The following is a 12,677-nucleotide window of genomic DNA, read 5'->3' on the forward strand; positions in this document are numbered from 1 at the left end:
CGTTCCTGGAACCGCACCCAAGACCGGAGCGGCTCCCCCCGCCCCCCGACCCACCATCCCCGAAAAAAGCCCCCCCCCCCCACCCCCCCCCCCCCCCCGCGCCCTGAATGCTGCCGACGCCTGAGGCGTCCTACCTAGGCACCGTGTCCGGTGCTCAGTTGTCGTCCTCGTCGATCAGGAACCCGCGCATCGGCGAGGGGGCCTGGCCCATCGGGGACGGACCCTGCGGCCGGACCGGGGCCATGGGCTGCGTCATGGCCGGGGTCATCTGCTGCTGGCCGCCGTAGGAGGGGCCGGACGGGGCCTGCGAGCCGCCCATCGACTGGTTGCCGCCGTAGGACGGGGCACCCGCGCCGGCCGGAGCCATCGAGGGCGCCGGGGACGGCGGCAGCGAGGCGGTGGCCGGGGTGCGCGGCGGGGCCAGCGAGTCGTCGGCCTGGGTCTCCAGCTGACGCAGCTGCGACTCCAGGTACGACTTCAGCCGCGTGCGGTACTCGCGCTCGAAGCCGCGCAGGTCCTCGACCTTGCGCTCCAGCGTGGCGCGCGCGGACTCCAGGGAGCCCATGGCGACGCGGTGCTTCTCCTGCGCGTCCCGCTCCAGGGCGTCGGCCTTGGCACGGGCGTCCCGCTCCAGACCCTCGGCGCGGCTGCGGGCCTCGCCGACGATCTTGTTGGCCTCGGAACGGGCCTCGGCGATCGCCTGGTCGGCGGTCTGCTGGGCCAGCGAGAGGACACGGGCGGCGCTGTCGCCGCCGGGGCCCTGACCGGGGCCGCCCATCGGACCGCCCATGGGGCCACCCATGGGACCGCCCATCGGGCCGCCCATCTGCTGCTGCATGGGCGGCTGGCCGCCCATCGGGCCCTGACCCATCGGACCCTGGCCCATCGGGCCGGGACCCTGCGGGCCGCCCTGACCGCCGGGGCCGGCGGGCAGCTGCGGGGCACCGCTCGGCAGCTGGGGCGGACCACCCATGGGGCCACCCATCTGCTGCTGCGGCGGGCCCGATATCCCGGCGGGCACCGGCTGGCCGGGACCTCGCATCCCCTGCTGCTGGGGGTGTTGCTGCTGCTGGGGGTGTTGCTGCTGGGGGTGTTGCTGCTGCTGTTCCTGCTCCGGGGGCTTGCGCGCGTTCTGCTGGTTCTGCGCGGCGGCTCGCGTCGCGGCGGCCAGCTTGGCGCGCAGATCCTCGTTCTCGCGGAGCAGTCGGGTCAGTTCGGCTTCGACCTCGTCGAGGAAGGCATCGACCTCGTCCTCGTCATAGCCTTCTCGGAGGCGGACGGTCGTGAACTGCTTGTTCCGCACGTCCTCGGGGGTCAACGGCATCTCTTCACCTCAACGTAGTCATCGGCAGTCGGCAAGACCGGATCGCCCACCCTCATCTCACGAAGCCCTGCACGATGGAGATGAGAATGTAGACGATGATCATCAGTACGAAGAAGGACAGGTCGAGCGCCACGCCCCCGAGACGCAGCGGCGGGATGAACCGCCGCAGAAGCTTCAGCGGTGGATCGGTGACAGTGTAGGTGGCCTCCAGAACGACCACCATCGCCTTGCCGGGTTGCCACGAGCGGGCGAACTGGAAGACGTAGTCCATGACGAGCCGGAAGATGAGCACGACGAGGAACACCATCAGCGCGATGTAGATCACCTGCGCGAACACGCTCATGCCCTGCGGTTCCCTCTCCCCTGTCCATGCTTTTCCGTGCTTCGGTCCTGCGTTGCGTCTCAGCTCTGGTTGAAGAACCCGCCCTCTGCGATGCGGGCCTTGTCCTCCGCCGTGACATCGACGTTAGCAGGAGACAACAGGAACACCTTCTGCGTCACCCGCTCGATGCTGCCGTGAAGACCAAACACCAAACCGGCCGCAAAGTCGACAAGTCGCTTCGCGTCTGTGTCATCCATCTCAGTCAGATTCATGATCACCGGGGTGCCCTCACGGAAGTGTTCCCCGATGGTACGGGCTTCGTTGTAGGTCCGCGGGTGAAGCGTGGTGATTCGGTAAGGCTCTCGTTCCGACACAACCTTGGGCATGATCACCGGCGCGTTCTTCTCCAGGGACTGACGTTCTTGTGTGATGGATGCCACGGGCGCGATGCGCGCCGGACGTCCGGATTCCGCGGCGAGCGAAGTCGAACGGGCAACCGGTTCGCGAGGCGCGGGGGGCTGCACGATCCGCACCTCTTCGTCCCTTTGGGGCGAATGCGCGCCATGCGGCTGATGGGACGGTTCGTGCCGCCGGTGGTCCCGCTCGGGCTCGGGGTCCAACTCGGGCTCGAAGTCGTCGTCGGGGTCGAATCCGCGGCCGTCGTACCCATCGTCCTCCACGAGGCCGAGGTAGACCGCCATCTTGCGCATCGCGCCGGCCATGCTCTGAGTCCTCCGCTCTGTGGTGGATCGGCTGACGACTGCCAAGTGCCCGCGATCCACGTGGTCGTAGTGCCCAACTTCACGGGCATTGACCATATTTTCTGCTGTGGTCCGACTTCCTGGCGACGTTACCCGAGCCTGGGGCGGACTCCGAGTACCGCGGTGCCAATGCGCACATGTGTCGCCCCGGCGGCCACGGCCTGCTCGAGATCCGCGCTCATCCCTGCCGACACCATGGTCGCAGCCGGATGAGCCCGGCGCAGGTCGGTCGACAAATCCATGAGCCGCTCGAACGCCGCCTGTTCGCGTCCCGCGTATTCCCCGGTCAGCGGGGCGACAGTCATCAGTCCGTCGAGCCGCAGCCCGGGCGCGTCGGCGACGAGGTCGGCCAACTCTTCGATTCCGCCCGGGGCCACGCCGCCGCGGTCGCCCCGGGCGCTCGCCCCGGCGTCGAGCGCGACCTGGAGGAGGCAGCCCACCTCGCGCCCCGCCCGCACCGCCTCCTTCGACAGCGCGGTGACGAGCCGGGAACGGTCGACCGACTGCACGACATCGGCGTAACCGACCACGGAACGCACTTTGTTGGTCTGCAACTGACCGACGAAATGCCACTTCAGCGACAGATCCGCACAGGCGGCGGCCTTCGGGCCCGCCTCCTGGTCGCGGTTCTCGGCGACATGGCGCACACCGAGTTCCGCGAGGATGCGCACATCGCTCGCCGGGTGGGTCTTGGTGACCACGATCAGGGTCACCTCCTCCCGCTCGCGCCCCGCCGCCACGCACGCGGCGGTGATGCGCTCCTCCACCTTCGCCAGATTCGCGGCGAGTTCGTCCCTACGGTCCGTCATGCCCTATCAGTCCAGCCAGACATAGCCGGCGAGCCGCCCGGTGGTGCGGTCGCGGCGGTACGAGAAGTGATCGTGCGACTCCAGCGTGCACACCGGCGTATGCGCCCGGTCGCACACCCCGAGCCGTTCGAGCTGCGCGTGCACCCCGGCCCTCACATCGAGCGCCGGCGTGCCCCAGCTCGTCTCGGCGTGCGCCGCCGGTTCGACGGCGGCCACCTCGGCGCGCATCGCCTCCGGCACCTCGTAGCACCGGCCGCACACGGCGGGTCCGGTGCGGGCGACGATCCGGCCCGGCTCGGCGCCGAGTTCGGCCATGGCCCGTACGGCCGCGGGGACGACCCCCTTGACCATGCCCGGCCGACCGGCGTGCGCCGCGGCGGCGACCCCGGCGACGGGGTCGGCCAGCAGCACCGGCACGCAGTCGGCGGTCAGGACGGCCAGGGCCAGTCCGCGCCGGGCGGTGACGACCGCGTCGGCCTCCGGCACCGGCCTCGTGCCCCACGGCTCGTCCACCACGGCGACCCCGGCGCCGTGCACCTGGTTCATCCAGACGACCCGGTCCGGCTCCAGGCCGAGCGACTTGGCCGCCAGTTCGCGGTTGTCGCGCACCGCCTCGGGCGTGTCGCCGACCGCGCCGCCGAGGTTCAGCTCCTCATACGGAGCGGCGCTCACCCCGCCCCACCGGTCGGTGAAGGCGAAGTGCGCGCCGCGCACGCTCTCGCGCCGTCCTATCACTTGAGGAAGTCCGGGACGTCCAGTTCCTCGGCCGCGCTGTCCGAGTAGGTCCGGGGCGCCGGGGTGACCGGCGGGGCGACCGGGATGTCCGGCACCGGCTCGGGCGCCGGCTCCGGCTCCTCCTTCGGCTTGACGCTGCCCAGCGAGCCGAAGGACGGGCGGCTGGGCTCGCTCGGCCGGGCCGGGGCGGGCTCCTCGCGGCGGGCGGGGGCCGAACCGGAGGCCGAGCCGAGGACGTTGTCGCGGCGGGCCGGCGGCTGGCCGCCGTCGAAGCCGGCCGCGATCACGGTGACCCGCACCTCGTCGCCGAGGGCGTCGTCGATGACCGCGCCGAAGATGATGTTGGCCTCGGGGTGGGCGGCCTCGCTGACCAGCTGGGCGGCCTCGTTGATCTCGAACAGGCCGAGGTCGGAGCCGCCGGAGATGGAGAGCAGCACGCCCCGGGCGCCGTCGATGGACGCCTCCAGCAGCGGCGAGGAGATCGCCATCTCGGCGGCGGCCACCGCGCGGTCGTCGCCGCGGGCCGAGCCGATGCCCATGAGGGCCGAACCGGCCTCGGACATGACCGACTTCACGTCGGCGAAGTCCAGGTTGATCAGGCCGGGGGTGGTGATGAGGTCGGTGATGCCCTGAACACCGGAGAGCAGGACCTGGTCCGCGGACTTGAAGGCGTCCAGGACCGAGACCTGGCGGTCCGAGATGGACAGCAGCCGGTCGTTCGGGATGACGATGAGGGTGTCGACCTCTTCGCGCAGTTCTGCGATGCCGTCCTCGGCCTGGTTCGCGCGGCGCCGTCCCTCGAAGGTGAACGGGCGCGTGACCACGCCGATGGTCAGGGCGCCGAGCGAGCGCGCGATGTTGGCCACGACGGGCGCCCCGCCGGTGCCGGTGCCGCCGCCTTCACCGGCCGTCACGAAGACCATGTCGGCCCCCTTGAGGACCTCCTCGATCTCCTCGCGGTGGTCCTCGGCGGCCTTGCGGCCGACGGCCGGGTTGGCTCCGGCGCCGAGTCCGCGGGTGAGTTCGCGGCCGACGTCGAGCTTGACGTCGGCGTCGCTCATCAACAGCGCCTGTGCGTCGGTGTTGATGGCGATGAACTCGACGCCCTTGAGACCGACCTCGATCATCCGGTTGATGGCATTGACACCACCGCCGCCGACACCGATGACCTTGATGACTGCGAGGTAGTTCTGCGGTGCTGCCACGTCGAAGGCCTCTCGCCTCGAATTACGTTGTCGCCGCCGTGCGGTGCCCCGCGCCGGGACGACGGATGCCGAATGGGACGGTCCGTAGCGCCGACCCGAACCCTAACCTTGAAGTTTAGGGTTACCAGTGTGTCTGTTCCCTGGAGTCTTCCGAACAGGACACTAAGTCGACAAGTGGCGCCCGTTCAACGAACACGCCGAACCTCCCGTTTTTCTTTTCACCCTATGTGATCAGCCATAGCGGTGCCCAACCAGGGGGTTGGCCTGGGCTGATGTGCGTCAACTCACCGATGACGCGGGGGCGGTGGGAACGGTGACGTCGAAGTGCCGTGCGCCCGGGGCTGCTTTCATGAGAGCGGTGAGGGCCCGCGCCTTGGCGCGGCCGTGCTCGTCGCTGCCCCACGCCACCGTGCGGCCGTCGCCCAACTCGACCGAGATGGCGTCGTAGGAACGCACCCGGACGGTCCGGGCGGTGCGCGCCACGGGGGCGGGCAGGTCGCCGGCGACCCGGACGGCCGCGCGCACCAGCCGGTCGGTGCCGAACCGGCGCAGGCTGGCCGCGCCGGGGCCCTTCCGGGAGGCGGACGATTCCAGGCGGGGAACGCCCTTCGGGGCCCGCGAAACCGTGGCGAAACGGACACCTTCGTCATCGACTTCGATGAAGTCCCGGCCCTTTCGGATCAGGAGAACCGGAGTGCGTTCGCTCACTTTCAGGTCGATTCCGCGCGGCCAGGAACGCGCCACGTCCACGGTGTCGATCCGGGGCAGTTTCCGGCGGATCCGGGCCTCGATGGCCTCCGTGTCGACGGACGCCATGGGTGCCCCGACGGGCACGTCGGCCGCCTCGCGGACCTCCGCCGGGGTCAGCACGCGCGTGCCGGACACCGGGACGTGCCGCACCCGCAGCCACTGTGAGCCGTACAACACCCAGGCGCCACCGGCCCCGAGCAGCACGACGGCCACGGCCAGGATGACGATCCTACGAAGGCGCCGTCCGGGCCCGCGGGCGGGCGGCGGGCCGGACGACCCCTGCTGGCGTTCCCCGCGCTCGGCGGTAGTCGGTCCGGCCACCGTCCCTGCCCTTTCGTCATACGGTCCTAACGGCGCGAGGCGATCGCCTCGTACACCATGCCGACGAGCAGCTCGTCGGCGTCCCGGCGGCCGAACTCGCTTGCCGAGCGGGACATCTCGTACAGCCGGTGCGGGTCGGCGAGCACGGGCAGCACGTGCTGCTGCACCCACTCGGGCGTCAGTTCCGCGTCGTCGACGAGGAGTCCGCCGCCGGCCTTCACCACCGGCTGGGCGTTCAGCCGCTGTTCGCCGTTGCCGATGGGCAGCGGGACGTACGCGGCCGGCAGGCCCACGGCGGAGAGTTCGGCCACGGTCATCGCGCCCGCGCGGCAGAGCATCATGTCGGCCGCGGCGTACGCGAGGTCCATCCGGTCCAGGTAACTTACCGGGATGTAGGGGGGCATTCCCGGCATCTGCTGCACCTGCGGCAGTTCGTTCTTCGGGCCGACCGCGTGCAGGATCTGGATGCCGGCCTGCTGGAGCCAGGGGGCGACCGTCTGCGTCACCTCGTTCAGCCGCCGGGCGCCCTGCGAGCCGCCGGAGACGAGCAGCGTGGGCAGGTTGGGGTCGAGGCCGAAGCGGTGGCGGGCCTCGGGGCGGACCGCGGCGCGGTCCAGCGTGGCGATGGAGCGGCGCAGCGGGATGCCGATGTAGCGGGCGTCGCGCAGCTTGCTGTCCGGGGTGGAGACGGCGACCCGGGCCGCGTAGCGCGAGCCGATCTTGTTGGCCAGGCCGGGGCGGGCGTTGGCCTCGTGGATCACGATGGGCACCCCGAGGCGCTTGGCGGCCAGGTAGCCGGGCAGCGCGACATAGCCGCCGAAGCCGACCACGACGTCCGCCTTGGTCCGCTCCAGGATCTGCTCCGCGGCCTTGATCGTGCCGCGCAGCCGGCCCGGGACGGTGATCAGCTCGGGGGTGGGCTTGCGGGGCAGCGGCACCGCCGGGATCAGTGCCAGCTCATAGCCGCGCTCCGGGACGAGCCGGGTCTCCAGGCCGCGCTCCGTGCCCAGGGCCGTGATCCCCACGGTCGGGTCCTGCCTGCGCAGGGCGTCCGCGAGGGCGAGCGCGGGCTCGATGTGGCCGGCGGTCCCCCCACCGGCGAGTACGACATGCACCGAAATTCACCGCTCTCCGGACGGACGCGCCGCCGAGGCACGCCGTCGCATCGTGTTCCATCTCCGAGGCCCCCGCTCGGCACCGGAGCCTCCCGCCCGCTTTCTACCAAAGCGGGGTTGCCGCATCGCAAGCGCCGCCCGCGCAGCGGGCTCGTCGCGCGCGAAGGCGATCAGCAGCCCGATGGCGAACATGGTCGGCAGCAGGGCGGACCCTCCGTAGGAGAACAGCGGGAGCGGGACGCCGGCGATCGGCAGCAGGCCGAGCACCGCACCGATGTTGATCACTGCCTGGGCGGTGATCCAGGTGGTCACGCCTCCCGCGGCGTACCTCACGAAGGGGTCCTCCGTGCGTCCGGCCACGCGGATACCCGCATAGCCTAGAGCCGCGAACAGGGCGAGCACCGACAGCGTCCCCGCCAGACCCAGTTCCTCACCGGTGACGGCGAAGATGAAGTCGGTGTGGGCTTCGGGGAGTTGGCCCCATTTTTCCACACTCGCACCGAGTCCGGAGCCGAAGAATCCGCCGGAGGCGAGCGCGTAGATCCCGTGCACGGCCTGCCAGCAGTCGGCGACCCCGCTCTTGGGCTCGGTGGCGCCGATGCAGGCGAGCCGGGCCATCCGGTTGGGGCTGGTCTTGATCAGGAGCACCCCGATCAGGCCGGCCACCGACAGTACCCCGGCGAAGAGCCGGGTCGGCGCGCCCGCGAGCCACAGCAGGCCGAAGAGGATCGCCGTGAGGATGATCGCGGTGCCCATGTCGCCGCCCAGCATGATCAGTCCGAGCAGCAGGAAGGTGACCGGGACCAGCGGGACCAGCATGTGCTTCCACTGGGCCAGCAGCCGCCTCTCCTGCTTGCGGGCGATCAGGTCCGCGCCCCACAGCACCAGGGCGAGCTTGCCGAACTCGCTGGGCTGGATCTGGAAGGAGCCGCCGAGGGAGATCCAGTTCTGATTGCCGTTGACCGACATCCCTATCCCGGGCACCTGCACCAGGACCATCAGGAAGACGGCGGCGGCGAGGATCGGGTAGGCCAGCGCCCGGTGCAGTTTCACCGGCATGCGGGAGGCGGCGAACAGCAGTGCGCCGCCGATGAGCGCGGCCAGGAACTGCTTGCGGAAGAAGTAGGACCCGGGCAACGACAGCTGGAGCGCGGTGATCTGGGAGGCCGAGTAGACCATCACCAGGCCGAGCACGGTGATCAGCACGCTGCCGCCGAGGATCAGGTAGTAGGCGGTCAGCGGCCGGTCCCAGGCCTTGCGCGCGCGGGTGTAGAGCCGCTGCACGGGGTTCTCGCGCGGGGAGGCGGGACGGCGGGGCGCCCGCTGTACGGGCGGCCGGCCGGTGCGGCTACCGGGCATCGGTGCCTCCACTGAACGTCGACCGTCCCACGCGTCCCTCCCAAGATCCGCCCGGCAGGCGGCCGGGTTCAGGCGCCGAGTTCGCGGACCGCCGCCGCGAACGCGTCGCCGCGCTGGTTGTAGTTGGTGAACATGTCCATGGAGGCGCAGGCCGGGGCCAGCAGCACGGTGTCGCCGGGCCTGGCCAGCCGCTTGGCCTCCGTCACCGCCTGGAGCATCGCCCCAGTGTCGGTCCGGTCGAGGTCCACCACCGGTACTTCCGGGGCGTGTCGCGCGAGGGCGTCGCGGATGAGGGCCCGATCGGCACCGATCAGGACCGCGCCGCGAAGCCGCTTCGCCGACTTGGCCACCAGTTCGTCGAAGGTGGCGCCCTTCGCCAGCCCGCCCGCAATCCATACGATCGGTTCATATGCCGCCAACGAGGCTTCGGCGGCATGGGTGTTGGTGGCCTTGGAGTCGTCCACGTACGCGACCCCGTCGACGTCGGCCACGTGCGCGATGCGGTGGGCGTCCGGGCGGAAGGCCCGCAGTCCGTCCCGTACGGCGCGGGCGGGCACCCCGAAGGCGCGCGCGAGGGCCGCCGCCGCGAGGGCGTTGGCGATGTTGTGCGGGGCCGGCGGGTGGACGTCGGAGACCTCGGCCAGCTCCTGCGCGTTGCGCTGCCGGTCCTCGACGAAGGCGCGGTCGACCAGGATGCCGTCCACGACGCCGAGTTGGGAGGGTCCCGGGGTGCCGAGGGTGAACCCGACGGCCCGGCAGCCCTCTTCGACGTCGGCCTCGCGCACCAGGTCCTCGGTGGCCTCGTCGGCGACGTTGTAGACGCAGGCGACCTTGTTGCCCTCGTAGATGCGGCCCTTGTCGCGCGCGTACGCCGCCATGGAGCCGTGCCAGTCCAGGTGGTCCGGCGCGAGGTTCAGGACGGCGGCCGAGTGGGCGCGCAGCGAGGGCGCCCAGTGCAGCTGGTAGCTGGACAGCTCCACGGCGAGCACGTCGTAGTGCTCCTCGCCGAGGACCGCGTCCAGCAGGGAGACGCCGATGTTGCCGACGGCGGCCGTGCGCAGGCCCGCCGCCTTGAGGATGGAGGCGAGCATCTGGACGGTGGTGGTCTTGCCGTTGGTGCCCGTGACGGCGAGCCAGGGGGCCGCGTCGGGGCCGCGCAGCCGCCAGGCCAGCTCCACGTCGCCCCAGACCGGCACACCGGCCTTCCGCGCGGCGAGGAACAGCGGTTTGTCGGGCTGCCAGCCGGGCGCGGTGACGATCAGCTCGGTGCCCTCCGGCAGCAGGGCGCCGTCGCCGAGGCGCACGGTGATGCCGAGCGCCTCCAGCTCCGCGGCCTGTTCCCGCGCGCGGGCGTCGTCGCCGTCGTTGACGACCGTGACGACGGCTCCGCGCGCGTGCAGCGCTTTGGCCGCCGGGACGCCGGAGACGCCGAGCCCGGCGACGGTGACGTGCTTGCCCTGGAAGTCGAAGGGCCCCGAGGTGGAGGTCACTTGTCCGCTGCCCATCCCGCGTAGAAGAGGCCCAGTCCGACGATCACACAGATGCCCTGGATGATCCAGAAGCGGACCACCACCAGGACTTCGGACCAGCCCTTGAGTTCGAAGTGGTGCTGGAGTGGTGCCATCCGGAAGACGCGCTTGCCGGTGAGCCGGAAGGAGCCGACCTGGATGACGACCGACATGGTGATGAGGACGAACAGGCCGCCCATGATGGCCACCAGCAGCTCCGTGCGGGAGAGGATGGCCAGGCCGGTGAGGACACCGCCGAGGGCGAGCGAGCCGGTGTCGCCCATGAAGATCTTCGCCGGCGAGGTGTTCCACCACAGGAAGCCGAGGCAGGCACCCATCAGCGCGGAGGCGACGACCGCGAGGTCGAGCGGGTCGCGCACCTCGTAGCAGGCGCCCGGGTTGGTCAGGGTGCCCGCGTTGGCGCAGGACTCCTGGAACTGCCAGACGCCGATGAAGGTGTAGGCACCGAAGACGAGCACGGAGGCGCCGGTGGCCAGGCCGTCCAGACCGTCGGTGAGGTTCACGCCGTTCGACATCGCGAGGATCATGAACAGCGCCCAGACGACGAACAGCACCGGGCCGATCGACCAGCCGAAGTCGGTGATGAACGACAGCTTGGTGGAGGCCGGGGTGTTGCCGCGGGAGTCGGAGAACTGCAGCGACAGCACGGCGAAGGCGATGCCCACGATCAGCTGGCCGGCCATCTTCGCCTTGGCCCGCAGACCCAGCGACCGCCGCTTGACGATCTTGATGTAGTCGTCGAGGAAGCCGACCAGGCCCATGCCGAACATCAGGCCGAGGACCAGCAGACCGGAGTAGGTCGGCGCGTAGCCGGTGATGAGCTTGCTCAGGAAGTACGCGGCGATGGTCGCCAGGATGAAGGCGATACCGCCCATGGTCGGCGTACCGCGCTTGCTGGCGTGCTCGCGCGGGCCGTCGTCACGGATGTACTGGCCGTAGCCCTTGCGGGCCAGCAGCTTGATCAGCAGCGGGGTGCCGACCAGCGTCAGGAAGAGGCCAATGACTCCCGAGAACAGGATCTGCTTCATCATCGGGCGGCAACCTCACCCTCGGCACCGGCCTCGGTGAGCGCCTGGGCGACGCTCTCCAGCCCCACCGACCGGGACGCCTTCACGAGCACGACGTCCCCCGGGCGCAACTCGCTGCGCAACAGGTCGATCGCCGCCTGTGCGTCGGACACGTGCACCGACTCCTCACCCCACGAACCCTCGTTATATGCGCCCAATTGCAGCCAGGAGGCCTCAATCCCCCCGACGGCGACGAGCTTGCTGACGTTGAGCCGGACGGCGAGCCGTCCGACGGCGTCGTGCTCGGCGAGCGCCTCGTCCCCCAGCTCGGCCATCTTGCCGAGCACCGCCCACGTGCGACGCCCCCTGCCCATGGCCGCGAGCGCCCTGAGGGCGGCCCGCATGGACTCGGGGTTGGCGTTGTAGGCGTCGTTGACGATGGTCACGCCGTCCGGGCGCTCGGTGACCTCCATGCGCCATCGGGAGAGGGAGCCCGCCTCGGAGAGCGCGAGGGCGATCTCTTCCGCGGACATGCCCAGCTCATGGGCGACGGCGGCCGCGGCGAGCGCGTTCGACACGTGGTGCTCACCGTACAGGCGCATCGTCACATCGCTTGCACCGGAGGGTGTGTGAAGCCTGAAGGCGGGCTGTCCGCTGTCCGTGAGTCGTACGTTCTCGGCGCGTACGTCCGCTTCGGCCGACTCTCCGAAAAGGACCACCTTCGCCTTGGTACGGGAGGCCATGGCCTTCACCAGCGGGTCGTCGGCGTTGAGGATCGCCGCGCCGCCCTCGTCGGCCGGGGGCAGCGCCTCCACCAGTTCGCCCTTGGCCTGGGCGATCTGCTCGCGCCCGCCGAACTCGCCGATGTGCGCGGTGCCGACGTTGAGCACCAGGCCGATCCTCGGCGGGGTGAGGCCGGCGAGGTAGCGGATGTGCCCGATGCCGCGGGCGCCCATCTCCAGCACGAGGAACCGTGTCTCCTCGGTGGCGGACAGGGCGGTCAGCGGCAGCCCGATCTCGTTGTTGAGCGAGCCGGGCGTGAACACCGTCGGCGCCTTGCGCCCGAGCACCTGGGCGATCAGGTCCTTGGTGCTGGTCTTGCCGGCCGAGCCGGTCAGGGCCACGAGGGTGGTGCCGAGCCGGCCCACGACGTGCCGGGCGAGGGCGCCGAGGGCGGTCTGGACGTCGTCCACCACGACGGCGGGCACGCCGACCGGCCGGCTCGCCAGCACGGCGACCGCGCCGGCCTCGACGACCTGCCGGGCGTAGTCGTGGCCGTCCACGCGCTCGCCGACGAAGGCGGCGAACAGGCTGCCCGGGACCACCTCCCGGGAGTCCCGGACGACCGGTCCCGTGACCTTGGCGGACGGATCCGGTATGTCGTGCGTCTGCCCGCCGACGACTGCTGCGATCTCGGCGAGGGAGAGGGCGATCACAAGT

The 12,677-nt window shown here is 70.9% G+C and carries 12 protein-coding genes; all 12 read right to left on the reverse strand.

Going from position 1 to position 12,677, the window contains the following annotated elements:
* Positions 1-154: 154 nt before the first annotated feature.
* The 12 genes from ACZ63H_RS31900 to ACZ63H_RS31955 all read right to left on the reverse strand — a co-directional run bounded on the left by ACZ63H_RS31900 (position 155) and on the right by ACZ63H_RS31955 (position 12,673).
* A complete protein-coding gene (locus tag ACZ63H_RS31900) occupies positions 155-1,324 on the reverse strand; it encodes a DivIVA domain-containing protein (RefSeq protein WP_469871071.1) in 1,170 nt (389 codons plus the stop codon).
* Positions 1,325-1,376: 52 nt separating this feature from the next.
* Positions 1,377-1,667 (reverse strand): YggT family protein, encoded by a 291-nt coding sequence (locus ACZ63H_RS31905; protein WP_366015487.1) that lies wholly within the window; start codon positions 1,665-1,667, stop codon positions 1,377-1,379.
* A 59-nt stretch (positions 1,668-1,726) separates the two neighbouring features.
* The gene (locus tag ACZ63H_RS31910) at positions 1,727-2,368 is read right to left on the reverse strand and encodes a cell division protein SepF (protein WP_030605477.1); all 642 of its coding nucleotides are present in this window, start codon (positions 2,366-2,368) and stop codon (positions 1,727-1,729) included.
* Positions 2,369-2,496: 128 nt separating this feature from the next.
* Complete coding sequence (locus ACZ63H_RS31915) at positions 2,497-3,216, reverse strand: YggS family pyridoxal phosphate-dependent enzyme (RefSeq protein WP_469871074.1); 720 nt, start codon at positions 3,214-3,216, stop codon at positions 2,497-2,499.
* Positions 3,217-3,222: 6 nt separating this feature from the next.
* Complete coding sequence (pgeF, locus tag ACZ63H_RS31920) at positions 3,223-3,951, reverse strand: peptidoglycan editing factor PgeF (RefSeq protein WP_469871076.1); 729 nt, start codon at positions 3,949-3,951, stop codon at positions 3,223-3,225.
* Positions 3,948-5,156 carry a cell division protein FtsZ gene (gene ftsZ / locus ACZ63H_RS31925; RefSeq protein WP_181795204.1) on the reverse strand — a complete coding sequence of 403 codons (1,209 nt, stop codon included), beginning with the start codon at positions 5,154-5,156 and terminating at the stop codon, positions 3,948-3,950. Before ftsZ ends, pgeF begins: the two co-directional genes overlap by 4 nt.
* A gap of 279 nt (positions 5,157-5,435) precedes the next feature.
* Entirely contained in the window at positions 5,436-6,227 is a 792-nt protein-coding gene (locus tag ACZ63H_RS31930; RefSeq protein ID WP_469871078.1) for a cell division protein FtsQ/DivIB, read from the reverse strand.
* Positions 6,228-6,253: 26 nt separating this feature from the next.
* Positions 6,254-7,342 (reverse strand): undecaprenyldiphospho-muramoylpentapeptide beta-N-acetylglucosaminyltransferase, encoded by a 1,089-nt coding sequence (gene murG / locus ACZ63H_RS31935; RefSeq protein WP_318204024.1) that lies wholly within the window; start codon positions 7,340-7,342, stop codon positions 6,254-6,256.
* Positions 7,343-7,348: 6 nt separating this feature from the next.
* Positions 7,349-8,701, reverse strand: a complete 1,353-nt coding sequence (gene ftsW / locus ACZ63H_RS31940) for a putative lipid II flippase FtsW (protein ID WP_469871080.1) — start codon at positions 8,699-8,701, stop codon at positions 7,349-7,351.
* A 68-nt stretch (positions 8,702-8,769) separates the two neighbouring features.
* Positions 8,770-10,206: a UDP-N-acetylmuramoyl-L-alanine--D-glutamate ligase gene (gene murD / locus ACZ63H_RS31945; RefSeq protein WP_469871082.1), complete on the reverse strand. Its 1,437-nt coding sequence runs from the start codon at positions 10,204-10,206 to the stop codon at positions 8,770-8,772.
* The gene (mraY, locus tag ACZ63H_RS31950; RefSeq protein WP_467934701.1) at positions 10,188-11,258 is read right to left on the reverse strand and encodes a phospho-N-acetylmuramoyl-pentapeptide-transferase; all 1,071 of its coding nucleotides are present in this window, start codon (positions 11,256-11,258) and stop codon (positions 10,188-10,190) included. The genes murD and mraY overlap by 19 nt, the downstream gene beginning before the upstream one ends.
* Positions 11,258-12,673: a UDP-N-acetylmuramoyl-tripeptide--D-alanyl-D-alanine ligase gene (locus ACZ63H_RS31955; protein WP_469871084.1), complete on the reverse strand. Its 1,416-nt coding sequence runs from the start codon at positions 12,671-12,673 to the stop codon at positions 11,258-11,260. The genes mraY and ACZ63H_RS31955 overlap by 1 nt, the downstream gene beginning before the upstream one ends.
* Between the last annotated feature and the right edge of the window lie 4 nt (positions 12,674-12,677).

It is taken from the genome of Streptomyces sp. NPDC104831 (assembly GCF_055583025.1).